The 26,007-nt window shown below is 47.1% G+C and carries 27 protein-coding genes; 7 read left to right on the forward strand and 20 right to left on the reverse strand.

Annotated features, from left to right (window positions below):
• Positions 1-36 precede the first annotated feature (36 nt).
• The 7 genes from AB432_RS24170 to AB432_RS24200 form a co-directional block, all read right to left on the reverse strand.
• Positions 37-1,014, reverse strand: a complete 978-nt coding sequence (locus AB432_RS24170) for an ABC transporter substrate-binding protein (RefSeq protein ID WP_048034455.1) — start codon at positions 1,012-1,014, stop codon at positions 37-39.
• A 109-nt stretch (positions 1,015-1,123) separates the two neighbouring features.
• Complete coding sequence (locus AB432_RS24175; protein WP_048034456.1) at positions 1,124-1,975, reverse strand: AraC family transcriptional regulator; 852 nt, start codon at positions 1,973-1,975, stop codon at positions 1,124-1,126.
• A gap of 140 nt (positions 1,976-2,115) precedes the next feature.
• Complete coding sequence (locus AB432_RS24180; RefSeq protein WP_048034457.1) at positions 2,116-4,125, reverse strand: peptidoglycan D,D-transpeptidase FtsI family protein; 2,010 nt, start codon at positions 4,123-4,125, stop codon at positions 2,116-2,118.
• Between the two features lie 11 nt (positions 4,126-4,136).
• Positions 4,137-6,188, reverse strand: a complete 2,052-nt coding sequence (locus AB432_RS24185; RefSeq protein ID WP_048034458.1) for a penicillin-binding transpeptidase domain-containing protein — start codon at positions 6,186-6,188, stop codon at positions 4,137-4,139.
• A 169-nt stretch (positions 6,189-6,357) separates the two neighbouring features.
• On the reverse strand, positions 6,358-7,050 hold the full coding sequence (locus AB432_RS24190) for an FHA domain-containing protein (protein WP_048034459.1): 693 nt from the start codon (positions 7,048-7,050) through the stop codon (positions 6,358-6,360).
• Between the two features lie 197 nt (positions 7,051-7,247).
• Positions 7,248-7,577 carry a cupin domain-containing protein gene (locus AB432_RS24195; protein WP_048034460.1) on the reverse strand — a complete coding sequence of 110 codons (330 nt, stop codon included), beginning with the start codon at positions 7,575-7,577 and terminating at the stop codon, positions 7,248-7,250.
• 235 nt (positions 7,578-7,812) lie between these two features.
• Positions 7,813-8,088, reverse strand: a complete 276-nt coding sequence (locus AB432_RS24200; RefSeq protein WP_048034461.1) for a DUF2277 domain-containing protein — start codon at positions 8,086-8,088, stop codon at positions 7,813-7,815.
• Between the two features lie 201 nt (positions 8,089-8,289).
• Between AB432_RS24200 and AB432_RS24205 the strand changes: the two genes are divergently transcribed.
• Entirely contained in the window at positions 8,290-8,742 is a 453-nt protein-coding gene (locus tag AB432_RS24205) for a VOC family protein (RefSeq protein ID WP_015892926.1), read from the forward strand.
• Between the two features lie 146 nt (positions 8,743-8,888).
• Positions 8,889-9,365, forward strand: a complete 477-nt coding sequence (locus tag AB432_RS24210) for a hypothetical protein (protein WP_048034462.1) — start codon at positions 8,889-8,891, stop codon at positions 9,363-9,365.
• Between the two features lie 141 nt (positions 9,366-9,506).
• On the opposite strand, the gene AB432_RS24215 is transcribed toward AB432_RS24210, so the two are convergent.
• The 4 genes from AB432_RS24215 to AB432_RS24230 all read right to left on the reverse strand — a co-directional run bounded on the left by AB432_RS24215 (position 9,507) and on the right by AB432_RS24230 (position 13,304).
• Positions 9,507-10,439 carry an aldo/keto reductase gene (locus AB432_RS24215; protein WP_048034463.1) on the reverse strand — a complete coding sequence of 311 codons (933 nt, stop codon included), beginning with the start codon at positions 10,437-10,439 and terminating at the stop codon, positions 9,507-9,509.
• Between the two features lie 187 nt (positions 10,440-10,626).
• On the reverse strand, positions 10,627-11,403 hold the full coding sequence (locus AB432_RS24220; RefSeq protein WP_048034464.1) for a GNAT family N-acetyltransferase: 777 nt from the start codon (positions 11,401-11,403) through the stop codon (positions 10,627-10,629).
• A 29-nt stretch (positions 11,404-11,432) separates the two neighbouring features.
• Positions 11,433-12,326 (reverse strand): AEC family transporter, encoded by an 894-nt coding sequence (locus AB432_RS24225; protein WP_048034465.1) that lies wholly within the window; start codon positions 12,324-12,326, stop codon positions 11,433-11,435.
• Between the two features lie 12 nt (positions 12,327-12,338).
• On the reverse strand, positions 12,339-13,304 hold the full coding sequence (locus AB432_RS24230; protein ID WP_048034466.1) for a PfkB family carbohydrate kinase: 966 nt from the start codon (positions 13,302-13,304) through the stop codon (positions 12,339-12,341).
• Positions 13,305-13,428: 124 nt separating this feature from the next.
• Here AB432_RS24230 and AB432_RS24235 point away from each other — a divergent pair, with 124 nt between their 5' ends.
• Positions 13,429-13,761 carry a hypothetical protein gene (locus AB432_RS24235; protein ID WP_048034467.1) on the forward strand — a complete coding sequence of 111 codons (333 nt, stop codon included), beginning with the start codon at positions 13,429-13,431 and terminating at the stop codon, positions 13,759-13,761.
• Positions 13,762-13,812: 51 nt separating this feature from the next.
• Here AB432_RS24235 and AB432_RS24240 read toward each other — a convergent pair whose 3' ends face one another.
• The 4 genes from AB432_RS24240 to AB432_RS24255 form a co-directional block, all read right to left on the reverse strand.
• On the reverse strand, positions 13,813-14,796 hold the full coding sequence (locus AB432_RS24240; RefSeq protein WP_419178489.1) for a glutaminase: 984 nt from the start codon (positions 14,794-14,796) through the stop codon (positions 13,813-13,815).
• 19 nt (positions 14,797-14,815) lie between these two features.
• Complete coding sequence (locus AB432_RS24245) at positions 14,816-16,237, reverse strand: M20 family metallopeptidase (RefSeq protein ID WP_048034469.1); 1,422 nt, start codon at positions 16,235-16,237, stop codon at positions 14,816-14,818.
• 25 nt (positions 16,238-16,262) lie between these two features.
• Entirely contained in the window at positions 16,263-17,492 is a 1,230-nt protein-coding gene (locus AB432_RS24250; RefSeq protein WP_048034470.1) for an MFS transporter, read from the reverse strand.
• A 236-nt stretch (positions 17,493-17,728) separates the two neighbouring features.
• Entirely contained in the window at positions 17,729-19,027 is a 1,299-nt protein-coding gene (locus AB432_RS24255; protein ID WP_048034471.1) for a hypothetical protein, read from the reverse strand.
• A 159-nt stretch (positions 19,028-19,186) separates the two neighbouring features.
• On the opposite strand from AB432_RS24255, the gene AB432_RS24260 reads away from it, so the two are divergent.
• On the forward strand, positions 19,187-19,711 hold the full coding sequence (locus AB432_RS24260) for a DinB family protein (RefSeq protein WP_048034472.1): 525 nt from the start codon (positions 19,187-19,189) through the stop codon (positions 19,709-19,711).
• Positions 19,712-19,773: 62 nt separating this feature from the next.
• Here the strand turns inward: AB432_RS24260 and AB432_RS24265 are convergent, their stop codons facing one another.
• Positions 19,774-20,772, reverse strand: coding sequence for a D-cysteate sulfo-lyase (locus AB432_RS24265; protein ID WP_048034473.1), 999 nt, complete (start codon positions 20,770-20,772; stop codon positions 19,774-19,776).
• A gap of 157 nt (positions 20,773-20,929) precedes the next feature.
• On the opposite strand from AB432_RS24265, the gene AB432_RS24270 reads away from it, so the two are divergent.
• Together AB432_RS24270 and AB432_RS24275 are read left to right on the forward strand one after the other, a co-directional pair.
• Entirely contained in the window at positions 20,930-21,124 is a 195-nt protein-coding gene (locus tag AB432_RS24270) for a YgaP family membrane protein (protein ID WP_048034474.1), read from the forward strand.
• A gap of 174 nt (positions 21,125-21,298) precedes the next feature.
• Positions 21,299-21,967, forward strand: a complete 669-nt coding sequence (locus AB432_RS24275; RefSeq protein WP_048034475.1) for a hypothetical protein — start codon at positions 21,299-21,301, stop codon at positions 21,965-21,967.
• 109 nt (positions 21,968-22,076) lie between these two features.
• Here the strand turns inward: AB432_RS24275 and AB432_RS24280 are convergent, their stop codons facing one another.
• Positions 22,077-22,781 (reverse strand): Crp/Fnr family transcriptional regulator, encoded by a 705-nt coding sequence (locus tag AB432_RS24280; protein ID WP_082195991.1) that lies wholly within the window; start codon positions 22,779-22,781, stop codon positions 22,077-22,079.
• A 109-nt stretch (positions 22,782-22,890) separates the two neighbouring features.
• Between AB432_RS24280 and AB432_RS24285 the strand changes: the two genes are divergently transcribed.
• A complete protein-coding gene (locus AB432_RS24285; protein WP_048034476.1) occupies positions 22,891-23,232 on the forward strand; it encodes a DoxX family protein in 342 nt (113 codons plus the stop codon).
• On the opposite strand, the gene AB432_RS24290 is transcribed toward AB432_RS24285, so the two are convergent.
• From AB432_RS24290 to murQ, 3 genes are all read right to left on the reverse strand, one after another.
• Entirely contained in the window at positions 23,229-23,846 is a 618-nt protein-coding gene (locus tag AB432_RS24290) for a DUF3267 domain-containing protein (protein ID WP_048034477.1), read from the reverse strand. The genes AB432_RS24285 and AB432_RS24290 overlap by 4 nt on opposite strands.
• Positions 23,847-23,968: 122 nt before the next feature.
• Positions 23,969-24,904: a cation diffusion facilitator family transporter gene (locus AB432_RS24295; protein ID WP_048034478.1), complete on the reverse strand. Its 936-nt coding sequence runs from the start codon at positions 24,902-24,904 to the stop codon at positions 23,969-23,971.
• A 174-nt stretch (positions 24,905-25,078) separates the two neighbouring features.
• Positions 25,079-25,993, reverse strand: a complete 915-nt coding sequence (gene murQ, locus AB432_RS24300; RefSeq protein WP_048034479.1) for an N-acetylmuramic acid 6-phosphate etherase — start codon at positions 25,991-25,993, stop codon at positions 25,079-25,081.
• Between the last annotated feature and the right edge of the window lie 14 nt (positions 25,994-26,007).

Consider the following 26,007-nt stretch of genomic DNA (forward strand, 5'->3'; position numbering starts at 1 on the left):
ATGTCAGCTACGACACCCATCCCGAAAAATCCCCTCTTATTTTCCAGAAAGAAGCGTTACTGCTTCCTCCGCACTCAACTCTGATCCGATCAAGCCTCGCGAAAGTGCCCATTTATTGCGGGCTACTTCATACACCTTGCCATTTTTTACGGCGTTGATGTTTTGCCAAAGTGGGTTCGTCTTCCATTCATCCACAATCGTCTTATCACCTGTTTTCATCAAAAACAGTACGTCTGGATTGAGGGCAACCAGCTGTTCCAGATTGGTTTTTGGATACGCCTCTTCACTCTTTGCCGCATCCTCTAACCCGAGGTATTCCAGCAGTGAGCCAGCATAGGAAGAATTAGAGTGAGCGAAGAATCCGGTCGGGTTCACTACTGCTGGCAGAACCTTCAGCTTGGCATCGGTTTTTGGCAGCTTCGCTTTGATGGCATCCATTTTCGCTTGATGCTCGTCCAGGCGTTTTTTGCCTTCTTCTTTCATGCCTACTGCATCAGCGATTACGGCGTAATTAGCTAGCATATGCTCATAGTTCGCCTGGTGGTCATTCAGTACAATCGTCGGTGCGATTTGCTTCAATTTGTCGTAAACAGCCTTGTGCTTGTTCAAATCTGCAATGATGAGATCAGGAGCAAGGGAACTGATCAGCTCCATGTTTGGTTCGTAACGAGAACCGAGCGATGTATAAGTTCCTACTTTTTCTTTCACCTCAGGAATGATCAGATTCGCATCATTATCATCAGAGATTCCTACAGGGGCAACACCCAATGTCGCCAAAGCATCTGCAAAGGAAAAGTCCATCACGACAATACGCGCAGGCTTGCCAACGATTTCCGTTTCCCCCAGCTCATGCTTGATCACTCGTTTTTCACTTGAAGCAGCTGGTGTAGATTCTGTATTGGTCGCAGCTGGAGCTGTTCCCTGTGCATTTTGTGTCGCTGTACCGCAACCACTTAAAAAGACAGATACCATAAAAATAAGAAGAAAGCCGGGTAACAACAGTCTTGCTCTCATGATGGGAAAACCTCCTACCAAAATAAAACTCCATCGAAATTGAAAATCATTTTCAATAGAGATTATATCGATAGCCACTATACCATACCATGAAGAATCTTGCTCGATTTCATGAATTATCTTGTCTCATATGCGACTTGACGTATTCCGATGGTGATTGGCCAACGACTTTTTTAAACATCTTGCTGAAGTAAAACTCATCGTTATAGCCTACGCTTTGTGCCACCTCACGCAAACGGCTCCCCGACAATCGGAGCAGCACCTTTGCCCGATTGATTCGAAGGTTTGTCATGTAATCGGAAAAGCTCACACCCTTTAACGTTTTGAACATGCGTGAATAATAGCTGGGACTGACATTCGCCTTTCCTGCCAACATTTCCAGCGTGAGGTTGAGCATATAGTGCTGATCGACATACAGAATCGTTTCCTCGATGCTAGCCATTGTATTTTCGTTGCTCTCAATCGAAGAAAAATCTTTTACCAGGATGTACAGAATACGCTCGAATAACAACCTCTGCCGAAATTGCTCTCTCTCCTCATTTGACGCATAGCTTTTATGTAGCTCCTCCATTAAATGCAAGACCTGCGAATGGCTTCGTACACGGAAAGTCCCTTCCAGAGGAAAATTATCTCCTCCCGGAACAAATACTCTCTCTTTCCCTGTTTCGTTTTGTTCGATCCAATAGGAGAACGCAATGAAAAAGACCTCCAGCTCTTTATCTTGTTCCGTCCGTAACGAAACGCTCGTCTTCGGCTTGATAAGAAACACATCTCCTGCCTCAACTAACTGTCTCTTCCCGTTCTCTTCCATTGTTCCTTTTATATTTTTGACAAACCCGATTCGATGAGAAGGAGCAGGTGAGAGGATCAGTGGTTCCTTGTAACGGCAAATCTCAAGACTGACCGTGTCGAGGGAGTAGATCATCTGTTTTAGCTGTCGATAGGCTTCATTTGCAAACAACGGGTGCTTCCCCCTCTCATATTCCTTCTATTATAGCTTGTATACGCTATCTAACGCATTATTTGAGGGGATTTGAGGGTCATGGTAAATGAAAGAAGCTGCCCGAAGTAGATCCTCGACAGACCACTTCGAACAGCTCGCTATTTCAATCCGATATGCTTGTCATACACATCGTATACAGAACGTGAAATGATCGCAGCCGACCTTCCCCCATAACCGCCCTCAGGAACGATTACGGCTACTGCCAGAACAGGATCGTCGACTGGGGCATACGAAATGCTGACACCATTCGTTATGCGACCGTGCATTTTCCACCTTGTCTTTTTCTGCCCTGTTTTCTCATCTGTCTCTGTCACCGGTACATAAATATCTTGCTCCGATGTCCCTGTCTTTGCAGCTACCTGAAACGCCATTCCCTCATACGCGCGGACTGCTGTTCCCCCTGGTTTCGTCACCATCACCATGCCTTGCTCCAGAATGTCCCAGTATTTTTCAGGGTGAGGGAAGGTGCTCATGGTTTTCGGCGTGTACGTTTTCACCAGTTTTCCTTCTGCGTCTGTGATCTTATCTACCATCTGCGGCTGCAAACGTACACCTTTATTCGCAAGCGTGGCCGCATATTGTGCCAATTGCATCGTCGTTGCCCGGACTTGCTGCCCAAAGGAAGCCTGCACCATCGCTGCTAATGGTCCGTAGTTTTCATCCATTACCAAATAGTCTTCTTTGCCTTTGTTTTCATTCGGCAAATCCACGCCAGTCTGAACCCCTAACCCGAATGCGTGATAGTACGATTGCAGCACGGACGCTGACTCTTTTCCTTTTCGGCGGGACAGCTCCTCCCCGATTCTCGCCATGTACGTATTCGATGATTTTTGCAGGGAAATCGCAGGGCTAATCATGCCATGTGCTTTGGAGTTGTCGTTCTTAATCCGGTCTGTTCCACGTCCATAGTGATACACCCCTCCGTCATTCCAACGATCTGAGGGAGAGATGATGCCTTCCTGCAAACCAAGCAATACCGTAATCGGCTTAAGGACAGACCCTGATGGGACAATTGAGCCCGGATGTTTGTAGCCCTCCTGGATAGCCGCTTCGCCCGTTAATGGCCTCGTATCGTATGGCGCTTCCCGAATCGTCCCATTCGTCACCGCCAGCTTGATCTCGTCATACGTTTTTTGATCGGGCCCCTCAATCCACACGTTTGGATCGTATTCCGGATAACTGACCATCGCGACAACCTTGCCTGTCTTGACCTCGACTGCCACGACGTACGCTCCCTTTGCGGCCCTCGCCTCAGGGATGGTTGCACGCATCTTCGGAAGAAACGCTCGGATCGAATCCCGGATATCCAGTTGTACCCGCTGATCAATGGTGAGATACACATGATTGCCTGGGACGGATGGAACTTCCTCCACTTGCTTCACAACCGTCTGATCGGCTGCGACCTCATACATCCGGTAACCGTTGCCCCCGCGAAGCTCTTTTTCGTAAGATAGCTCAATCCCATCGAGCCCGACTAACTGGTTCGGCAAATACCGCGTACTCTCATCCTTGTAAGAGGCGAGCTTCACATTTTCAGCAATATGAAAGGGCCGAACATACCCGACCGCCTGTACGGCGATTTGCTTGGGATCGTATTTCCTGATCGGTTTTGTCACCACTTCAATCCCCGGCAAATCGCCGCGATGCTCACCCAGCACCGCGATTTCTTTCTCCGTCAAATCAACCTTCAGCTCTTTTTCCAAATAGCGCGGCAATTGTCGCGCCGCTTCCACATACTTGCCTTTCTCGTAGGCATAGCCGACATCCATCTTTTTTAGCAGCGTGGCCTTGTCGAGGCTCAATATTTTCTCCAGCTTTTCCACCAGTTCAAAGTACGCTTTCTTCTCCATGATCTCTTGTTCACGGAAGACAGCGAGATGGGAAGGCCGACTTTCGGCAATAACATACCCGTTGCGGTCATAAATGTTTCCTCGCATAGCGGGAATGTAATCTTTTTTATAGGATCTGTCTGCCAGCTCATTTGCATAATCGCTCCCTTGCTGGATTTGGATTTGCGCCAATCTCAAAATAATTACCACAAACATCAGAAATACGACGATATAGACGATTTGCAGTCGTTTCAAACGATCATTTTTTTCTTCCTTCATCCTTGCTCTCCCTACTCTTTCAGTACCTTCGTGAAAATCCGTTTAATTCGTGCATCGAGCACATGACTGCCACCCCGGCCACGGACATCTTCGATCATCATGGTAACCAGCAAACGCGGATCATCTACATTAAAAACGGCATACCATCCGTTTTCTAATCCGAGCTCGCCCTTTTTTTGTTTCAGCTCCGCTGTTCCAGTCTTGCCCGCCATGCGAATACCAGGCACGCGTGCTCCTCGTCCGGTGCCGCGCGGGTCTTCCATGACCTGTATCAAATACTGCTTCACCGTGCTCGCCACATCAGCAGGTATGACATTCGCCTTCCAATACCCTGCTTTTTTGTCATCCTGCAACAGTGATGGATGAACGATATTCCCGTCATTTGCAAAAGCGCTGTACACCAACGCGAGATGAAGCGGCGTCATCGTTACCTCGCCCTGACCGTAACCAGAGTCTGCCAATTGAATCTCGTTTTTGAAACCGTCGTTATACAGCTTCGATTTGTCCAGTGAATATGGAATCGGGAGAGCTTCATGGAATCCAAACAACTCGCTCTTTTTCACGAATTGCTCCTCCCCCATGGAGAGTGCCGCTTTCGCAAAATAAATATTGTCGGAGTACACCAATGCTTTTTCCAAATTGACAGGTCCTCCGTAATCGCTGACCCGCGTTACCTCGTATCCACCCCATGACGCATCCTTTTGCCAATGCAGTCCGCGGACATGAATACTATCCGCAGGGGTAATGGCGCCTGACTCAAGTCCAATCGCTGCCGTAATCGGCTTGAAGGTAGAGCCCGGCGCAAACCCGCGCGCGAATCGATTGAGAAGCGGCTTTTGCGGATTTTCATTCATTTGCTTCCACTCTGTAGCCGACATCCCAAGCACAAACGCGTTCGGGTCAAAGGACGGAGAATTGACGAGAGCCAGTATTTCCCCGGTCTTTGGTGAGATCGCCGCAGCCGTGCCTGCTTCGTTTTTCAGCTCCTGGTAAATCGTCTGCTGTACTTTTGCATCGATGGTTAATGCCAGTGGCTGTCCATGCTTGGCGAAGCGTTCCGCCACGGTCTTCTTTTCCGTTCCATCTGCATCCGTAATGACGATACGCCCACCTGCACTCCCTCTTAGCTGTTCCTCAAAAATCTGTTCCAGTCCTGATTTGCCAATCACATCAGACGTTTTATAGCCCTGCTTCTTTCGCTTCTCGTACTCTTCCTGATTAATCGCTCCTACATAGCCAACCAGATGGGCTGTCGCGTCCTGATAGGGATAGTAACGGACTTTCTTTTTATGCAATTTGAGCCCTTCTGTTTTTTCTAATTGTTTGATGCGTGCATCGTCCTGCGGCAGCGTGGCGATCCGGATAAACTTGGTCGACTGGCTTGTCGTAGCTTGGGCCTTCGAGGTGAGGTCATCCAATGGAATTTGCAAAAGCTTGCTGACCTCCATTTTCCCGACCTGCGAAGCCTGGCTCCACTCTGCCGGATTTATCCCGATATCTACCACGATACGCTCTGTTGCCAATGGACGCCCTGCCCGATCCGTGATCTCACCTCGTCTGGGATACACCGTATTGGCTCTTACTTTGTCCCCTTCTTTCATTTCCGGAAAAATAAAAGAAGGATTCCAATGAATGTACCAGTCCTCCAAGTCATTCTGCGTTTCTTTAACAAGCGTCGCTTTCCCCGTAAAGGAAATCGGTTCAATGAAAGTTTCCATCGTCAGCCGGTAATGAAAGTTGATCTGCCCATTCTCACCTGGCATGACGTCGCCATTGTACATCGGCTCGACCGCAATCGCATTGGCCTCGATTCCGCCGTAAATGTTTTGGTAACGCGAAACGAATTCTTCTTTGCTGATGGTCTTTTTTGTATGTAAAGAAAGCTGCTCGTACATGTCAGAGAATTTCTGTTCTCCCCACTTTGTCGTATACGCGGTGAATGCTGCCTTTGCCCTCTCGCCGTCCGACTGCGTGTTGTCCTTCCAAAAGTCCCAGAAAAGATAGAAAAAACCTGAAAGAACAACGAAAAAAACCGTCCAAAATACTATCCATGTCTTTTTCACTAGTCATTCACCTTCCCTACCACACGATATTACAGTCGGATACCATAATATATGGAAAAAAGATGATGACTAGATGAGACTATTCTCATAGGACGATGATAAGTGTCAGATAGTTACATCAAATGCAAAAAAACACAGGAAATTCATCCTGTGTCTGCCATACTGTCTACTATTCTTCCCACATGTAACCGAAGCGCGGGATCGTGGTGACGTTCTCGCCATATCTGCCCAGCCGCTTTCGCAAGCGATAAACGAGAGCGTTGATCTCGGCTCGTCCAACATCCGGGACGCTGCTCTCCGCATTCAGCAACCGTTCCGGCCAGACGAGTACCATGATTTCCTCATAGCTGACCGCCTGATTCGAACGTTGGTACAGAAGCATGAGCAAGTCCATATCTTTTCCGGTCAAATGGATTCTCGCGCCATCGAGACGAATTTCTCTGCGTTCCAGATTGATGACCAATCCAGATGTGGAGGTAGTTTCTTTTGGAATCGTCAAAGGGAATGAGAACTCCCGCGTCACATCCATCTCGCTACCCTCTGCGAAAAATATCATCTCTACGACGCCTTTGGCCAGCGTAATATGATCACCGTGATAAAGAAAATGCGGCGCTTGCTGTATCGACATTCCGTTCACTTCTGTCCCATGCTTGCTTTGCAAATCAGAAATCGTATATTGGTTATTGATTTTCCGTATCACGGCATGCCTTCTGGAAATATACGGACTGGAAAAAGCAATGTCAGGTTGTAATTGATTGCCCCGTCTCCCAATCGTACACTCTTCCTTATGTAGAAACTGACGCTTCTGAAGCTGCTCGGGGTCTCCTTTTTTAATCAATACATATATGCCGTCGTCCAACATTCATCACCTCGAAAAGAGTTGGAGCTATCAGTATTTATTACATAATAAATTACGTATAAGTCAACACTTTTTTTGAACATATATTAATAGCAAAAAAGCCGCCAATTGTCCAGACAACGAAAGTGACCGGTCGATTGACAGCTCTATATCATCGCTATTCGCGAACGAATAGCGCTCGATTTTCTATGTTGATCGTCTTAGGAGCAGCGCTTGAGAGCAGCGAATTTTTTCGGTTCAATCGCCAGTAGATGACAATCGCCATTCGGGATAAACAGCTTGTAGGAAACTCCCTTTGGCACAACGATAAACTCTCCGGCTTCCACCCATATATTACGCTCGTGGTACATCAGCAGCAGTCTGCCTTTGACGACAAACAGCAATTCATCTTTCTGGTCATTTTGTTGCCAAGGATACTCACCTTGCAGCTTCTCTAGCTTAATAGACGTATCATTCATCTCTCCGACAATCAGAGAGCCCCAGGAATCTTGCAAGCGTGATAGATGTTGTGCGACGTTCACTTTCTCCATGATGATCCTCTCCCCTTTGCCTTCTACGATAATATAATTCGCAGGAGAGAGACATAGTAGCGAAATGATAAATCATCTCATAAAAAGATGATAAGATGCTGAAATTTCTGATTAAGAATGGGAGGACACAAAATCTCGATCTCCCATCTTTGACCACCACGTTCTCGCAAATTAAAAATGGGCAGTCACCCTAACAGACTGCCCCTAAAAAAGACTGTATGTCTTTCTCATCTCACTACTCTGTCGTGCCAAACCGTTTGGCGTTTCTCGCGCGAGCACGCTCGATTTCAACTTCTCGATTGCGTGGCTCTGCATTCGTCACCAGCGAATCCAAGAGATTTTTCGCAACAACGGAGACTTCTTGGACCGCGCGGTGAAAAGCCTCTTCATTGGCCTTCGAAGGCGTGTTGAAGCCCGAGAGCTTTCGCACGAATTGCAGGGCTGCTGCTTGAATCTCATCTTCTGTCGCGGGTGGATCGAAGTTGAACAAGGTTTTGATGTTTCGGCACATCGCTTACACCTTCTGTTCCCTTTTTTGTATCATTCTACTATACGTAAGCACTGAATCCTAGGTTGGGCTGATTGTGCTTCAAAAATCTCACTGACGAGGCGTCGTAATGTCAATCGTTTGGGGGGGGAATTGGTAATCCTTGATAGAATAAATATGAAGATGATCAGGTAATAAATTTGTACACAAAAGGAGATAAAACTAATGGCAAATAACAAATTACTAAGAATGGACAATGTTGGTATCGTTGTAGAATCCCTTGATGACGCCATCTCTTTCTTCGAGGAGATTGGCTTGAAGCTCGAAGGGCGCGCTACTGTCGAAGGTGAATGGGCTGGTCGCGTAACTGGGCTGGGTTCACAATGTGTAGAGATTGCTATGATGGTTACCCCAGATGGCCACAGCCGACTTGAACTTTCGCGATTTCTCACCCCACCTACTATATCGGATCACCGAACCGCTCCTGTAAATGCCCTCGGTTATCTGCGGGTCATGTTCACCGTTGCAGACATTGACGAAATGGTATCCAGGCTCACTAAGCATGGCGCTCAGCTCGTCGGAGAAGTGGTTCAGTACCAGGACTCGTATCGGCTCTGCTACATTCGTGGAATTGAAGGACTTCTAATCGGTTTGGCGGAACAGCTCGGTAATAAATAAGTGCCGTTTAAAAGAAGACTTAACTGAAATATACATTACTAAATACCGCGTTCACGCTCCGGGTCTGGGCGACCCTCGGTCCCGGAAACAAGGAATGTGGAAGTAATTGCACTATTGTCATTGGAAAACAGGTGGTGTGAACGAAGGTGGCAGACAACAAAAGAACCATCGTAATTTGCAAGGATGTGGGTCTTTATTTTGACGCTCTGACACGTGGTAAGCATTACGAAGTTTTAGCTGAGGACGAAGTAAAAGAACAGATAAGGGTTGTTGGTGACAATAACCGAGCAAGATGGTTTAGAAAGTATTATTTCGTACCTGACGGGAGTAGCGTACCAGTATTAGTTAACTGGGCATTTGACGATACGATTCAAGATTCAAGTGAAGAATCTTTAGAACATATTGAGGTCACAGTCACCTTTAGTGAAGGTGAAAAGAGATGGTGTTCCCTTTACACTAAGGCTGGATTGTTGGATTACATTGAGCGGTGCATGGGCGATAATGTTTTCTTAATAGAGAATCAGGTAATTGTGAAAAACTTTTCAAAAGAAGTAGTCAATGACGCATTAAAGCGATTAGACCAACAAAATCTACTAATTAGTTCAACTAAACCGTTCAACTAACGGGGTCGATCGTTCAAGATCATGTACGGTGAACCGTATCACAAGTAACGGTAAAGTTGTGTAACTAAGGAGGTCAACCAGTAACAACTGACTAACCTCCTAATACGAAAGGGCAGTAGTACGAAGATTCGCCACAGAGACCTATTTAAAAATACGATCAATTTCGTTGATTTCTTCTTCTGTCAGGTGGACGTCTACTGTTTTTAAATTATCCAGCATTTGCTCTGCTCTTTGCGCTCCGGGAATGACAACCTCAATTGAATCATGTGTGAAATACCAAGCAAGGACTATATGGGCAACTTCGGCATTCTTTTTATTTGCAATTTTCCGGAGCTGCTCTACCTTTTCTAGATTTTTTTTGAATTTGTCGCCCTGGAAGTGCGGCATATCTTTGCGTAGATCATTGAATGTCATATCCTTCTTGTATTTACCGGCAAGCAAGCCTGATGCTAGTGGAAAGTATGGAATAAACGAGATATTATTCTCTGTCGTATATGGAAAGAATTCTTGTTCCGCTTCACGCTGCAGCAAATTGTAGTTTCCCTGTAATACATCGACATACCCATCCTTATTTGCTTCTTTCAATTGTTCCAGTGAGAAGTTAGAAACGCCAATTCCTCTGATTTTACCTTCGTCCTCAAGCCGTTTTAAGACTCCAACCGCCTCATCTTTTGGTGTATCCTGATCTGGAGCATGAATATAAAATAAATCTATGTAATCTGTTTGTAGCCTTTTCAAACTATCTTCAACGGCTTGTTTTAAATAAGCAGGTGAATTATCCATGGTAACATCATTGCCGACAAGTGTAAGGCCACCTTTTGTTGCAAGGATGAGTTCATGTCGCTTTCCTGCTTCTTTTATCACTTCACCTATTAGCTCCTCTGAACGTCCTGTTCCATAAAAAAACGCTGTATCTAAAAAGTTCACTCCATGGTTGATCGCAGCCCGCACCAAATCTTTCCCTACTTCTTCATTTAAATTCGGATAAATATTGTGGCCACCTACAGCGCTTGTTCCTAGTCCGATTGGATTGACAACTAAATCTGTTTTACCAATTCGTGTTTGTTTCATCATTCTCTTCAACTCCCTCTCATTTTTAAGCTTAGCGTACGTTTTCGCGCGAGGTTTTTACCGGTATTTACAGCATAATTCATTACGTTACGTAAGCTTCAAGTGCAAAATGGTTTTTTTGCATATACGTATCTCTGCAACTACAAAAGCTGCCCCTCACAACAACGGGCAGCTTCCTTTACCGCGGATACTATTTATACTCATAAAAACAAGGATAAGAATAGGCGAGAAATTCAAAGCCTTTTTTCTCCAAAATCGGTCGACTCATCGGACTCGCATCCACCATCAACAGCGGATACCCGCGTTCCTGTGCTGCTTGTACCCGCACTGCCACGAGAGCTGTATAATAGCCTTTATTTCGGAAGTCAGGCAAAGTAGAGCCTCCCCACAGACTGCCAAAGGACGTATCCTCATGCAAGTACATCCAAGCTGCACTCACTGCCTGATCACCACTGTATGCAGCGTACACGAGCAGGTGCTCAGGATCTTCCGCCAAATCCCGTTTTAATCTCGCAGCAAGCTCCGCATTCGCACTGCCCCATAGCTGCTCCTTCAACTGCATGATATCATCAATGCCCGCCGAGTCTGTGATTTGCCGTATCTCTGTCGGAATGACAAGGCTTCGCAACTCCTCTGCCTGCGCCACCTCCAACACAAGCAGCGCCTCCTCCTCATCAACTGTAAAACCATGGCCTTTCAGCCTCTCAAGCAAATTAGCCGGTTGGTCATAATCAAACAGCTTCCACTCAAAGGACTGCTGAAGACTTGAGAAATATTCAAGTTCCTGCTTGATAACTTCCTCTGCATTTTCTTCAGACAGCCTGGAAAACAAAACTACCCCTGAATCATCCGAGGTAGGTGAGACGTGGCGAACGAGGTGTTCTGTCTCCTCCCGCCGGAGTGGCGGATAGGTGATTTCCACCCTCATCTCCTTGTCAAAAAGCCGTAATACCTCTGCCTTGTTCATGTTTTCTTCCTCCCTTGTCTACGTCAGGACTAGTGCAAAATGTTCAGCAAAAACGTTAATGTGCCTATACTGATAACCGTCGTAACCAGCACGCTGCTGGAGACGAATTGTGGTCGCATGTTGAATTGGATCGCATAGATCGCAGTAGTTGCGGCAGAAGGCATGGCGGCCAGAACGACCAACACCTTTTGCAGAAGCGGGTCAATCGGAAATAACAGACAGATGAGGTACGCCAAAAGTGGTGACGCCACCAGCCGAATGACACTCGCAGCACTGAGTCCCTGCCACTCTAGCGCTTTGGTAGATACATTGGCGAGCTGCATGCCCAGGATGAGCATCACAACTGGAATCGCCGCCTGTGCGACGAGATCAATCGCCTGATAGTAGCTTTGCGGAATGACGACTTGAAGCTGTTGCAGCAAAATCGCGAGAACCACAGCGTAATTGGACGGCTGCTTGAAGATCGCCCTGATGGCCGTCCCCATCCCATTCCCGCCCCGGGAGGCAAAATACACGCCGAATACGCCCATCATGATCGAGTGGAAAACCATGATTTGCACCGCATACGTAAAGCCAGCCTCTCCGAAGGCGAACAAAATAATCGGCGTCCCGTAGTTGCCACTGTTCATGAAGGCGGTCGCGAGCATCAGTGCACTTTCCTGTTGCTTGTCGTATTTGAACAATCGTGCCGTCAACTGCGTAATCACAACGAGAGCAGCCAGCAAAAGCAGCGAAATCACGACGATATAAAATAATTGCAAGTCGAGCTGTGTTTTGTAAAAGGTTCGAAAGACGAGCGCCGTCGACAAGATGTAAATCGCCAGGGAAGAGATCGGCTTCAAATCCATTTTGAAAATGCGCTGCAAAATATAGCCGCTAAAAAAAATGAGCAGGACAGGCAGGATGACTTCCACAAATATCATAATTCTTCCCTCCTACCGTGCTGCTTCCATGAAGCTTTTGACCTCAGACAGCGTAGGCAAGGCGGGAATAGCACCTGATCTCGTTGTCGTGAGTGCACCTGCGGCATTAGCAAAGCGAACCATGTCCTCTAACGCGGCTTGTGGGATATCCAGCATACTTTTCCCCACCTCAAGAAGCTGATAGAGCAGCGCTCCCACAAACGCGTCTCCCGCTCCAGTCGTATCGATCGCGGTTACTGGAAAGCCACCGACTGTACCAAAACGATTTCGTGTGCGGTAAAAGCACCCCTTTTCCCCCAACGTAACAAAAACGGCTTGCAGATCATATTGCGCAAGCATCCACGCTGTCGCTTCCACGACATCCTCGCTCCCCATGAGAAATGCCAGCTCTTCCTCGGACAGCTTGACGATATCAGCCTGCGCCATTCCTTTGAGAGCCATCCCCTTCGCTTCCTCCAGATCCTCCCATAAGGACGCTCGAATATTCGGATCAAATGAAAGGAGCCGCTGATGCTTTTTCGCGTACTCGACGGCTTTCCAGGTTGCTGATCTGGCTGGCTCATGGGTCAAGGACAACGTACCGAAATGAAAAATCGCTGCCTGTGCAATCAGCGCCTCGTTCACGTCTTGCTCCCGCAGCATCATGTCTGCACCCGGATTGCGGTAAAAGTGAAAAGAACGATCGCCTGTCTCATCAAGAAGGACAAAAGCCAATGTCGTAGGCGCTTCCTCCGTGAGCACGAGCCCTTCTGTGCCAATATTCTGTCTGATCAAGGTCTGTTGCAAAAAACGTCCAAACACATCTTTTCCCACCGCACCGATAAAGGAAGTCCGTTTCCCAAAGCGCGACAGAGCGGCAAGTACATTGGCAGGCGCTCCTCCAGGGTTTTGTTCAAATGCAGCGCTGTCCGGCTTTTCCTTCTGCTGTAACGGTGTAAAATCAATCAATAACTCGCCACATGCAACCACATCTACCATGTTGATTTCCTCCGATGACCGTGATAGCTCCAGTATGTCACAGGTTCTTTTTTTTGCCAATGAAAGCCAGCAACTGTATGTTGCTGTTTCTATTTGGTAAAATCAAGAAGCGAGGTGATCCACCATGAAAAGTTTTGGGTTTACCATTTTTGAACCAGTTGGAATCAGAACTGATTATCCTTTGGTTGATTTGGAGAAAAAACAGGTGACAGCAAGAATCTTCTATAAAGATAAACTTCTGATGACAGTGCTCGTTGATTTACGATTAGATCAGATTCAAAAGGAAGGAAATCTATCAGAAGTTGCTCACCTCACTACTCCAGATGGAATGAAAGTGGTAGAGGAAGAGAGAGAAATTAGCATCATAAAGAGCCAGGCTGAATTTTTTATTGAAAACAGCATTTCGAATCCTGAAGAATACGAAGAGCAACTTATCAAAGATCAATTACACAAGTAAAAGAAATGGCTAAAGATCCAGACATGCTCTGTGATCTCTAGCCATTTCTTTTTAATAGATCGTCAAATCCCACGCACTTGCCATATGCTTGAGCAGTGCTACCCCTGCTACGCTGTTTCCATACGGGTCAATAGCAGGGCCATACACACCGATTCCGCAGCCGCCGGCAAAAGGCAGTTCCCCAGAACGCCCACGCGGAGGGACGGCAGCCATAATGCCTCCTGACACACCGCTTTTCGCTGGCACACCTACAAAAGCGGCAAAATTGCCAGAAGCGTTGTACATGCCGCATGTGACCATCAATGCTTTGGTCACGCGAGCCAGCTCTTTGCCGAAAAGCTGTTCCTTGCGTATCGGATCATAGCCATCTTGCGCCAGGATCAAGCCGATTTTCGCAATGTCCTCTGCTGTTACCTCCAGTGAGCATTGCCGGATGTACACGTCCAAAGCATCCTCTACCGGACAAGCCAAAAAACCAGTAGCTGCGAGATAGTAGGCGAGGGAACGATTGCGGTTGGCCGTTTGCCACTCGGAGCGATACACTTCCTCGTTGATCTGATGCTTGCGACCTGTCATGCGCTCGACCATGTCTTGAAAGGAGCGAAACTTTTCCTGGACTCCGTTCCCCTGCAACAAGGAAGAAACCGTAATCGCTCCTGCATTGATCATGGGATTAAAAGGCCTTCCCGGCTTGTGCATTTCCAGCCGCACCATGGAATCAAATGCGTCTCCCGTAGGCTCTACATCCACCTGCTCCAATACATTCGCAATCCCGTGGTGCGTACATGCTGCGAGAAAGCTGATGACTTTGGAAATGCTTTGCAGGGTAAAAGGAGCATCATAGTTGCCAGCCCTGCTGATTTGTCCATCTGGCCCCATCACACAAATCCCTAGCTGTGTTGGGTCAGCCTCTTTCAAAGCAGGGATATAAGCAGCGCATTTGCCTTTGCTGGACTCCCCGCGATATTGCTCGATCCATTGTTCCAAGCAGTCTGTTTCGATCGTTCTTGTTTGCTGCGCCACTTGACTAACCAACTTCCTTTTCACCATCGATTTACACTTTCTGAGGTGGTTGAACATCGTCAGGAATGAGCGAGAAATATTCTTCTCCTTCCAAACGTTCCTGCAATTCGGCTTTTGCCTGTTGGATCAACGCAGGGTTTTCCATCGCCTCGATCGCTGTAGCAGCCATGACTTTACCTGCTTGCAGCATCCCCTTGTGTGCGATAGGCATGGCCCCTTGCGAGACGACCTGCCACGTATGGAAAGGTGTACCCAGTGCCCAGCATGTCGTCATGCATTGCATCGTTGGAACTTGCCAGCTCACATCTCCCACATCCGTAGACCCAGCAAGCGTAAACTCGTGCGTTGAAAGTGGCCCGATCACATCCGCAATCGCTTTGTCCTTCAGTTGCTTCGCTGTTTCACGATCCAACCCGAACAACGAGGCTCTCATATCCTCTGCTGTTAACGTTGCCTGAATTTGTTTGGCATATTGCTGGTCTGCTTCATCGTACGTAGGCACGCCGACTTCAACCAGATTTTTGTGCATGAGCTTCGCTAATACCGTATTCGGCACCAGATCAGAAGCTGTCCCCTCAAACACCGCTTCCATGGTGGTTCCCGTCATCAAAGCGGCTCCCCGTGCGATGTCGTAGACTCTTTCATACAGTTCCTTCACTTGCTGCTTTTTCGGAGCGCGAATCAAGTACACGACCTCCGCAAACGGCTGGACGACGTTTGGCGAAATACCGCCTGTATTCGTAATCGCGTAGTGAACCCGTGCTTCCGGAATCATATGCTCTCTCATGTAGTTCACGCCTACGTTCATCAGTTCTACGGCATCCAGGGCACTGCGTCCCAAATGCGGAGCGGCGGCTGCATGCGCGCTTTTTCCGTGAAATTGAAAACGAACAGAGTAATTCGCGAGCGAGCTGATGTTCATGATGCTTGGCGCTGTCGCAGGGTGCCAGGAGAGTGCAAAATCTACGTCAGCAAATACGCCGGCTCTTGCCAAATACGCTTTTCCAGAGCCTGCTTCTTCTGCTGGGCACCCATAGTAACGAACAGTACCTTGTAAACCGGTTTGCTCCATGTAATCCTTGATGCCAACCGCTGCTGCCAATGCTCCGGCACCTAAGAGATTATGTCCACATCCATGGCCATGTCCGTCAGTCACAATCGGATCATGGTTGATCGCGCCTTTTTTCTGGCTTAAACCTGCCAGCGCATCATACTCGCCCAGGATGGCTACGACAGGCTTGCCGCTTCCAAAGCTGGCAACAAAACCAGTACCCAGTCCAGCGATTCCTTTCTCCACTTCAAAGCCCTCTGCTGCCAAAGCTTGATACAAATACTCGGCAGAACGATGCTCCTCGAAGTAAATTTCTGGTGTTTCCCAAATTTTATCGCTAACGCGAATAAACGCGTCTCTTTTTTGTTCAATTAACGCAGAAATGATTTCGATTCTGTTCATTTCATACGCTCCTTTCTCTCGATGTTCAGGCGGATGCACTGTCGGCGTTTTGCTTCAACAGCTCGCCTTTTTCATAGTTCAACGATAATAGTGCGCCGATGCAGATAACCGCGAAGCCGATCAGCATCCAGAACGCTGCATCAAATGAGCCGTTAAACGCTTCAACGATAAAACCAATCGCCATTGGCGTGATAAAGCCAGCTAGCTGTCCACCTGTATTCACGATGCCCATCCCTGTTCCCGCTACGGCAGCCGGAAGATTTTTCAGGACAACAGACGGCAACAGAATGATCACAAAGGAAAGGAACAGCGACACAATGGCTTGATACGTAATAAACATCGTCACGCTCGATGCGGTAAACATGAAGTACAAGAGGACCGCGACTACCACACAGGAGAAACTACCAATGATTTTTTCGCGACCTTTAGGCAGCTTGTCCAGTACATAGCCACTCACATAGATACCAACCAACGTAGCAAAGCCAGGAATCGTTTGTAGCCAGCCAAGTGAAATCATATCCAGTCCGCGTACCTTGCTCAAGTAGGTTGGCATCCAGGTTACGAGGCCCCAGTTTACTGCATAAATGCTAAAGTAAGCGATTAACAGACTCCAAAGCAGCGGTGTTTTAAACAGCATAGCCACTGAGCTTTTTGGTTGATCGGAGCCAGTTGTATTCATTGCAGTTTCTGTTTGTGGAAGTTTAATATAGCGCCAGAACAGGAAAGCAATGATGGCGCCAATCGCTCCAATGGCGACGAACATGGTTCGCCAGCCCATGGTTTGAATCATCCAAACGGATAAAATCGGAGAGAAAAGTCCAACAATGGCACTAGAGGAGAGCATCACGGACATAGCTCGCGAGCGTTCCTTAACTGGAAAGATGGTAGCGATAATCTTCGAGCTGGCTGGTTGGAAACCACCTTCACCGATCCCGAACAGAAAACGGATGAGAATCATGGAAGCCATCGACCAAGCGGCTCCGGTCAGCCCCGTAAAAATGGACCACATGACAACAGAAGCGATGAGTACTTTTCTGGCACCAAATCGGTCTGCCAGCCAGCCTCCAGGCATTTGCATGAGTGCATAACCAGCAAAAAAACTACTGAGCAATAATCCCGTGGATGAAGCACTAAGCTGCAAGTCTTCTGTGATCGATAAAATGGCATAGTTCATGACGTATCGATCCAGGTTCCCTAATGCCCAGCCCAAAAACAGAAGCGCTAAAATCCAGTTTCTCGTGCGTGCTGATACCATATGTGTGGATACCTCCTTCTAGATGCATGACTAAGCTAGTCTTTCATTTTGGCGAAAGCGCATTCATCTCGTTCGATGACTGACGATCCGCGCAAATATGGTCCAGCTTTCTTATTTATCGCATATATTACGACATGTCGTTATATATACATTACGAAATGTTGAGACTATTGGCAACGGTTTTTTTTAACATTTCGATTTCTCTGCAATGAAAAAAGCACCCGTAAACAGGGTGCTTACAAAAGTCGGTATCGCTTGATGGGTCTTCCTCGCGTTGATTGCGATTCCTCCCCTGAGCTTTCCGCCAGCTCAACAGCGCACAAATCCGCGACGATTCGCTGTGCATTTCGCTCGCTCATTTGCAAATATTTGGCCAGATCCTTTGTCGTGAAATCGGTCCAACCCATTTTTTGCAGCAAGGCATCGAGCTTTTTATAGCTTTTGACGCTGATGTTTCCCTTTTTCAGCTTTTCCAAAACCTCATCATCGTCGGCACGATACGAGTAGATGAGCTCTTCTTCCTGACCGACCCACTCCACGATCGTTCCGTCATCCTGGATCATCACGATATCTCGTGAAGCTTTTTCCTTTGATTGACGCAAGGCTCGGTGTGCATTCATCTCTGCTGCAAAAACCGTCTCTCCAAAACCGATTCCGACAGCGACCGGCGTATCTGCTTCTTTTGCCAAAAACTCCACTGTGTTTTGCAAGGTAGGAATCTCCCTGTGAATCGTCCCGCGCGTGCTGAAGATGACATATCGGCCATTCCCCTGCTCCAGAAGTGATCCGTCTACTTGCTCACACAGCTTGATCAAGGCTTGCTTTATACGTAGCTCCAAATATTGCAAATGATACGGGGTCTTTGCGCCCTCCTTGATTCTGTCAAATTGCTCGACCTCAATCATCTCGATTCCGATCTGTGTATCCTTGAAATACGACGTCCGCACTTTCTCGACAAACACGCGTACCGTTTGCTGGATCTCCATATGGCTTGGCGAGATCCAATAGGCTGGGATACCTGCCTCTACTAGCGCTTGATAAACGGTCGGATAGCAGGTCATGGCAGCGTCTGTCTTTTTCTCCTTCCATAGCGCAAGATGAAAATCCAGCAGCTCCTGCGGATCGATCGTAGCTTCGAACGTCTTCATATACATATCGCTAACAGAGATGTTGATGCTGTGCAGGGAATCTTCCATGAATTTGGTGGATAAAAGCATATCGATGCTGACGCGATCGATTAATTTCCGATGGGTGTAGACCATTTCCAAAAAGCCTTTATAGATGCTGGACTCCGTCGGGTAAATATGCTCCATCCGCTTGTCATCATCCAATGCTTGCCTGGCAATCAAGTACGGAATCGGTCCGGAAAAAAGCCAATGATCCACGTACTGGTCATTTTCCAAGACGATTTTTTCTGTCTCTTTTGTCTCTGTATACGGATACGGAACAAAATTCATTCCTTCCTCGAATTCCTTTGCAACCGCAAGAATCCTTTCTACCGATTGCTTGGGACCCACCACGCCGATTTTAAACATCCATCTATCAACCTCTGCGTTTCTATTTAGACGAGCCTTACTTACGACCATTCTATACGTATTCACGCAAACAAATCCACCCTTCTCCAAACAAATAGGAAGGGATGACGTTGGTGAAAGACGAATAACTCCGGATTCCATACCGAAAGGAGTCGTACCATGAATTTTAATCTGGAAGAAGCGATTGAGGTTCTAGAACGTACGCCACAAGCATTGGAATCCCTGTTAACGGGCTTATCAGATGGGTGGTTGCTGCACAATGAAGGCGACGGCACCTGGCATGCTACTGAGGTGATTGAACACCTGATCGAGGCGGAGAAAACAAACTGGCTCCCGCGTCTGGAGATCATTCTTCAAGAGGGCGAGAGTAAACCGTTTCCTCCCTTTGATCGCTTCGCTCACTTACAGGAGACGTCAGAAAGATCGTTCGAGCAAAAGCTGCTGGCATTCAAAACACTTCGTGCCCAAAACATAGCCAAGCTGCGAACGCTCGTGGAACCGGAAAAGCATCTGGAATTAACCGGACTCCATCCCGCTTTTGGGGTCGTGAAGGTACGGGAACTGCTCTCTACGTGGGTCGTCCATGATTTAACGCATACGGCGCAAATTGTACGGGTCATGGCCAAAAGGTACACAGTTGATGTAGGGCCATGGAGTGAATATTTAGGTATCCTGAACAAATAACCGAACAGGCAGTGGCAGCTCTGAACGCAGATGTACGTCATCGCTGCCACTGCCTGTCTTTTTTACGGTAAAAACAACTGTGGAACCGTATACAGCGCAGGGGAGCCACCCGTATGCAGGAATAATACGTGATCACTCGTGTTAAAATGCCCTTCGCGAATTAAGCCGATCAACCCTGCCATCGCCTTTCCGGTATAGACAGGATCTAGCAAAATCCCTTCTGTCCGAGCAAGGAGCTGAACGGCTTCGATCATACCCTCCGTCGGAATCGCATAGCCTGGCCCGACAAATCTGTCGTCGCAAAGCACAGCTTCTGCTCGTATGTCCCCTTGCAAACCGATCAGTGCAGCCGTACTGTGCAGCAACCCCATCACCTTTGCTTCTTGTACTGCCCGATCGCGGCTGACATTGATCCCGATTACTTTTGTGTTAGACTGACGCGCCATAAAACCAGCAAGCAGACCGGCTTGCGTACCGCCACTTCCCGTTGCCGTCACGACATAATCATACGGAGTCGTCGTTTCCCAAGCCTGCTGCTCGATTTCTTCCGCACACGCCATGTATCCCAAAGACCCGACTTCGTTGGAGCCTCCGACAGGGATCAGATATGGTTTTCTCCCTTGTTTTCTCAGACTTTCAGCCAGCTCTTCCATAGCTACTAGCAAATCTGCCTCTGCGGGAATGACCTCCATTTTTTCTGCCCCCAGCAGATGGAACAACAGATGATTGCCGCTCGCTTGCGATTGGTACTCGCCCGTCTCAGGCGCGGACAGCACGAGCTGGCAGTGCAGCCCTTCGCGAACTGCCGCCGCCAGAGTCAACCGGCAGTGATTGGATTGGACAGCTCCACATGTAATCAACGTGTCTGCCCCTTGCTCGATTGCCTCCGCCACCAAATACTCCAGCTTTCGCGTCTTGTTTCCCCCTGCTGTCAAGCCAAGCAAGTCGTCTCGCTTGATAGAAATGCTCGGTCCTCCCAACTCCTTGGACAGTCGCTCCAGCCTTTCGATTGGTGTATGTCCGTGTGTATAAATTTTACGCTGGTAACGGATATAGTTCATGCCCTTCGTTCCCTTCGATTTGAGGTTTGAAGTGTATCTGGTATTCATACGCTTTGCGGTGTACGAATTCCTTCGCATTATGTGACTTTGTTACAGGCAAATATAAGATTGCCCGATACAATGGGTCTCATAAACCACAGTAATCAGGAGGCTGATCATGAAAAACGTAGGTACATTTGATCAAATTTTTCGTGGCGTTGCTGGGCTAGCGTTTCTCTCCTTGTTCTTTATTCTAGAAGGGGGTTTGCAGTACCTCTCATTCATTGGCGTTCCCTTACTCTATACTGCGCTGACTCAACAATGCTTTCTTTACCGCCTTTTCGGAATGAATTCCTGCAAGGTTAAGTCGTAATTCAAATGTCACGAAAGTTGAATAGCTTGAGCTCAGAGCGCCTCTTTGTTGGGGCGTTCTTTTTTTAGAAATTTTTGTCGAAAATTTAAATATTTCCCAATTGTAAATATCAGGAATAATAGGGATAATATAATCGGCAGACTGTAAACCAATTTCAATCGTGGAGGGAAATCTATGAAAACACTCCTGCGAATTGCCATCGCTTTAGCCATGGTGTTAACCATGTCAAGCGGTGCTTTTGCTGCTCCAAATCCTGCCGCTTACGAGGCGAAGTTTGTAGGATTAAAGGAAACTTACAATGCTGGTGAATCGATTAAGCTATCTGTAGAAACAAAAACAGCCGGGCAGATTACCGATGCCAAGTTTTTGCTGAAAACAATTGGTGGCAATGATAAGGATAAGATCACCAGTGTCCGAACTACCCATAGCAAAACCAAAGCTACCTATACAACCACAGGTTACCTGAAGCCTACCTCTCAAGGTATCTACTTGCTCGCTTACCAAGCCACTCACAAGAGCCTTGAAGGAGAAAAGAAAATAGAACTCATTGCAACTCTTTCGATCAAGGACCCAAATAAAATCACCTTGAATGTCACACCGAACACCATCCATGTCAAAAAAGGCAAAGAAGTGCCTATTCTCATCACATACAGTTCAAAATCCACTCCTCAATTCACTTACAGTACACAGGTTACTGAGCTTTACACGAAGCGGGTCGGCAATGAAAACAAGAAAGTTGTCCTCTTCAAAGCTGAAAAAGCCGGAAAATTTACAATCAATGTCACTGCCAAGAACAAATACGATGAAGTGTCCGAAGCAGTTGAGATCGTTGTTTCGGATTAAAAGATAATATCGAGCACGATCATTTCTGGCCATACCAAAAATCCCGTCCCCTTTTGATAGGGCAACGGGATTTTTAACTGGTTGGCTCTATTTCCATCCACGATAACAACTACACTCTCTCCAATGCTTCTCTCAAACGTTCCTGATGCAGCCATAACGGCTTACGCAGACCAGTCTTCTTCACAACACCTTCCGCTGTTAGCTCGTGAAGCGTCTCCGTCACCGTTTCACGAATACATCCCATCATGCTAGCCAGCTCCTGATGCGTCAGGTTCACTGCCAGCTCGATCCATTCTGGTGCATCATCCTGAGGTTCTCCCCCATATTTCTCGCACAGCTTGCCCAGCAAATACAGAAGACGCTGACGCACACTACCATACGCCATGAGCTCCATCATTTCTTCTACCTCTTGCAAACGATTCGAGACAATCTCGATAAAATGCAAGGCAAGCCTCGGCTTCTCTAGCATCAGCTCTTCAAATTGTCCTTTATCAATCGAACAAATCACCGAATCTTCCCACGCTTCGGCGTACATATTGGTTGAACTAATCGTAAACGAGCCGATCTCGCCAAACACATGGCCCGTGCCGAGCAAATCAATCGTTAGCTCTTTGCCGTCAGCCGAAAGCTTGTATAAACGAACCTTCCCGGCCTTGATCAAAAACAGCCTTTTCTGCTCCAGGTGAGGGGTGGAAATCATCGTTCCTTTTTTGACCACTTCCATAGGAGTCGCTGGTTCCAATTGGGCTAGCTCCACTTCACTTAACGACTGAAACAAATTGATGCGGGATAAAAACTTCTCCTTTTCGATCACGGTTCACTTCCTCCTGCTCACTGTAGGCTGGACTACATATTGTATGGATCACTCCCATTATACTCCTCGTTAAGGAATGGATTTCGAATGAACAAAGGAGTGTAAACCGTTGAACACATTCATCATGATTCTTTCACTGATTTTGGCCTTGATGTTTTCCATCTCTGTGTTAATGAAGTTTTCACGCGCAACATCTATGCTCCAGCACTGGAAGGAATATGGGTACCCACTTTGGTTCATGGACATGATTGCCTCACTTGAGCTGGTCGGAGTTATCGGCGTGATTAGCTCCTTTTGGATTCCTGGAGTATTAACACTCGCTTGCATCCTGTTCGCCATCCTCATGCTTGGAGCTATCCATGCCCATCTTTTTCGGGCAAAGCATAAGCCCGTCATGGCGATAAATGCGGTATTTATGCTTATTTGCTCGTTGCTTCTCCTTTGGCTTTAATCGTTTTCGGGCGCTTTCCAATACGTCTTTTGTCCGTTACTGATCAAGATTGCCTGTTTCGGAACTTGCTTCATTACCAGGAAAAGATTCAGCATATCGACTGATGAAGCGATTGCGTTTATCAAAACCAAAAATTTTAATACGGTAGTGAACAGCCCCAAAAAACCTAGAAGAAATGGCAGCAAAACCGAAAGGATAATGAATGGGGCGATGGTAATCAGTATATATCGTGATTTTGGAATCTTTTCTTCCGTTGCGACAAACCCTCCAAACAAGGTAAGCCCCATCCATGTCTTTTCTGATCTCATGAAATTGGGGATAAAAATCAAATGCAAGCATTCATGAAAAATAACCAAGGCAAGTAAGAACAAAATCACACTGAAGTCAATGGATATGGATAGAGAGCCGGATGTCAGTCCAAATTCCTGAAGGGATATTGGCGAAAAAATATGGATGATCCCAAAGGCAATGAGTGCATTGATCAGCATGAAAGGAATCGATAAAAGAGTGGCCTTGCCCAAACTCTGTGGTTCTTTCAGTGGAACCCATTCCTTTTTCATCAACTCGAGATGTACATGTTCATGGTACTGGGGCAGTTTGGTTGTGATTCTCATAAAAAACCTCCTTCCTTTCTAGTAAGACGTTCATTCTATGTGTTCAGTTTCTTCGAGGGAGAGTAAATAAAAAAGGCTATCTCCTGAGCTTCCTTGGAGACTAGCCTTTTTCTCATGCTCAATTATGCTTGCTTAAGCAAAAATTGCTTGCCATATTCCCCGTGATCCAGAATCGTCGGGTGCTCGATCTGAATCGTCGAATGGTCAATTCCGTACTTCGTTTGCAAAATGTGATTAATCGCCAGAATGACACAATACGGTTGGATTCCTTCACGAACAAACACATGTGCTGTCAGGGAGTAATGTTCCGTGGATACCGCCCACAGGTGCAGCTCATGAACATCCTCCACGCCCTCTACTTCACTGAGGTCCTGACGGATTTGATCGAGATCAAACTGCTCTGGAACAGATTCCATCAACACGAGCAGCGATTCACGAATAATTTTGGCACCACCTGTAAAAATAATTCCCCCAATCACCAAGCTGATCAACGGGTCGAACAGGTAGTAGCCGGTCATGTAAATGAGAATTGCCGACGTAATCACACCAACGGAGCTGAGCAAATCTCCAATAAAGTGCCATAACGCGCTTTTTACATTGAGGTTGTCTTCTTCCTTCATACTGCGGGAAAGTACGATGGTCAGCACGATGTTTACAACCAAACCGATGGATGCAATGGTCAGCATCAACTGCAAATCAACGTCTTGCGGATTAATCATCCGTTTGATCCCTTCAATGACAATCCCGATCGAAATCACGGCAAGAGCCAAGCCATTCAAGAACGAAGCAATAATTTCAAAACGGAGAAATCCGAACGTGTACTTCTTCGTCGGCTTACGTGTCGCCATATAAATAGCGGTCATACTCAACCCTAAAGCAAAGACGTCAGAAATCATATGGGCGGAGTCGGACAGGAGCGCGAGTGAATTGGACATCAAGCCTCCCACAACCTCCACGATCGTAAAAAACAACGTCAATAGGAGCGTAATCCACAATGTTTTCTTCGATGTTTGCTGTTCTTTCACATGATCAAGATGGTGAAAATCACCCTTTTTCATACGTATCACCTCTGTCCATTTAAATTATAAAAATTATAATGTAAGAATTAATGTAATCATATCCTCTTTTACGACAATATTCAAATGAACATTTTATGGATCATACAAGTGATTTTCATTACCAGTCATCTCGTACCAAGACAAAAAAAGCCTCATCCAAAAGGATTAGGCTGATCATTCCTGATTGTGATTCCCTTCCAAAATCCGTCGAATATTCCCCTTGTACTGGGTGAGCAACTGCCTTGCCTCTTCTGCTGGCAACCCCGTCTTTTGCATCACGATCGCCAGTTTTGCGTCACCGTCTGCCTTGTGCAACAGTTTATCTGCCTCATCGGTAGAGACATGGGTCGCTTCTGCCACGATTTGTTTTGCCCGTTCCTTCAGTTTCTCATTGGTTACTTGCACATTGACCATCAAATTTTTGTACACTTTCCCCAACCGTACCATACATCCGGTCGTAATCATATTGAGAACCATCTTCTGCGCCGTCGCTGCTTTTAAGCGTGTCGATCCGGTCACCACCTCTGGCCCTACTACCACATTAATCGCTACATCCACACCTTGACTGATCTGCGCTACCTGGTTGCAGGACAACGAAATGACTTTTGCCTGCTGCCTTCTTGCTTCCGCCAATGCTCCGATGACATAAGGTGTCCGACCACTCGCCGCAATTCCTACCACGGCATCCCCTGCCTTTACGCCGTAGGCAATCACATCTTCTCTGCCGTTCTGCTCCACGTCTTCGGCTCCCTCGACTGCCTTGACGATCGCTTTTTCCCCGCCTGCTATGATTCCCTGCACCAATGAGGGGTCCGTCCCAAAGGTTGGGGGGCATTCAGCAGCATCGAGCAAGCCCAATCTCCCACTCGTGCCCGCTCCAAAGTAAAAGAGCCTTCCGCCGTTTTCCAGACATTCTGCGACCAAATCAACGGCCGCTGCAATCGAAGCCAGCTCCTTTTCAACGGCAAACGCAACTGTTTTATCCTCTTCATTCATAATCTGGACAATTTCTATCGTAGAGAATTTATCCAGCTCTTCTGTTTTCCGATTTCTAGTTTCAGTCGTTAAATCACGCAGGTGAAACTTCATCCAGTTACCTCCCA

The sequence above is a fragment of the Brevibacillus brevis genome, from assembly GCF_001039275.2.
Taxonomy (GTDB): domain Bacteria; phylum Bacillota; class Bacilli; order Brevibacillales; family Brevibacillaceae; genus Brevibacillus; species Brevibacillus brevis_C.

Excerpts from the sequence above, each read along its gene's own strand:
- AB432_RS24170 (WP_048034455.1), bottom strand. The coding sequence starts at position 1,014 with ATGAGAGCAAGACTGTTGTTACCCGGCTTTCTTCTTATTTTTATGGTA.
- AB432_RS24180 (WP_048034457.1), bottom strand. The coding sequence starts at position 4,125 with ATGAAGGAAGAAAAAAATGATCGTTTGAAACGACTGCAAATCGTCTAT.
- AB432_RS24190 (WP_048034459.1), bottom strand. The coding sequence starts at position 7,050 with ATGTTGGACGACGGCATATATGTATTGATTAAAAAAGGAGACCCCGAG.
- AB432_RS24195 (WP_048034460.1), bottom strand. The coding sequence starts at position 7,577 with ATGGAGAAAGTGAACGTCGCACAACATCTATCACGCTTGCAAGATTCC.
- AB432_RS24200 (WP_048034461.1), bottom strand. The coding sequence starts at position 8,088 with ATGTGCCGAAACATCAAAACCTTGTTCAACTTCGATCCACCCGCGACA.
- AB432_RS24205 (WP_015892926.1), top strand. The coding sequence starts at position 8,290 with ATGGCAAATAACAAATTACTAAGAATGGACAATGTTGGTATCGTTGTA.
- AB432_RS24215 (WP_048034463.1), bottom strand. The coding sequence starts at position 10,439 with ATGATGAAACAAACACGAATTGGTAAAACAGATTTAGTTGTCAATCCA.
- AB432_RS24220 (WP_048034464.1), bottom strand. The coding sequence starts at position 11,403 with ATGAACAAGGCAGAGGTATTACGGCTTTTTGACAAGGAGATGAGGGTG.
- AB432_RS24225 (WP_048034465.1), bottom strand. The coding sequence starts at position 12,326 with ATGATATTTGTGGAAGTCATCCTGCCTGTCCTGCTCATTTTTTTTAGC.
- AB432_RS24230 (WP_048034466.1), bottom strand. The coding sequence starts at position 13,304 with ATGGTAGATGTGGTTGCATGTGGCGAGTTATTGATTGATTTTACACCG.
- AB432_RS24235 (WP_048034467.1), top strand. The coding sequence starts at position 13,429 with ATGAAAAGTTTTGGGTTTACCATTTTTGAACCAGTTGGAATCAGAACT.
- AB432_RS24245 (WP_048034469.1), bottom strand. The coding sequence starts at position 16,237 with ATGAACAGAATCGAAATCATTTCTGCGTTAATTGAACAAAAAAGAGAC.
- AB432_RS24250 (WP_048034470.1), bottom strand. The coding sequence starts at position 17,492 with ATGGTATCAGCACGCACGAGAAACTGGATTTTAGCGCTTCTGTTTTTG.
- AB432_RS24255 (WP_048034471.1), bottom strand. The coding sequence starts at position 19,027 with ATGTTTAAAATCGGCGTGGTGGGTCCCAAGCAATCGGTAGAAAGGATT.
- AB432_RS24260 (WP_048034472.1), top strand. The coding sequence starts at position 19,187 with ATGAATTTTAATCTGGAAGAAGCGATTGAGGTTCTAGAACGTACGCCA.
- AB432_RS24265 (WP_048034473.1), bottom strand. The coding sequence starts at position 20,772 with ATGAACTATATCCGTTACCAGCGTAAAATTTATACACACGGACATACA.
- AB432_RS24270 (WP_048034474.1), top strand. The coding sequence starts at position 20,930 with ATGAAAAACGTAGGTACATTTGATCAAATTTTTCGTGGCGTTGCTGGG.
- AB432_RS24275 (WP_048034475.1), top strand. The coding sequence starts at position 21,299 with ATGAAAACACTCCTGCGAATTGCCATCGCTTTAGCCATGGTGTTAACC.
- AB432_RS24290 (WP_048034477.1), bottom strand. The coding sequence starts at position 23,846 with ATGAGAATCACAACCAAACTGCCCCAGTACCATGAACATGTACATCTC.
- AB432_RS24295 (WP_048034478.1), bottom strand. The coding sequence starts at position 24,904 with ATGAAAAAGGGTGATTTTCACCATCTTGATCATGTGAAAGAACAGCAA.
- murQ (WP_048034479.1), bottom strand. The coding sequence starts at position 25,993 with ATGAAGTTTCACCTGCGTGATTTAACGACTGAAACTAGAAATCGGAAA.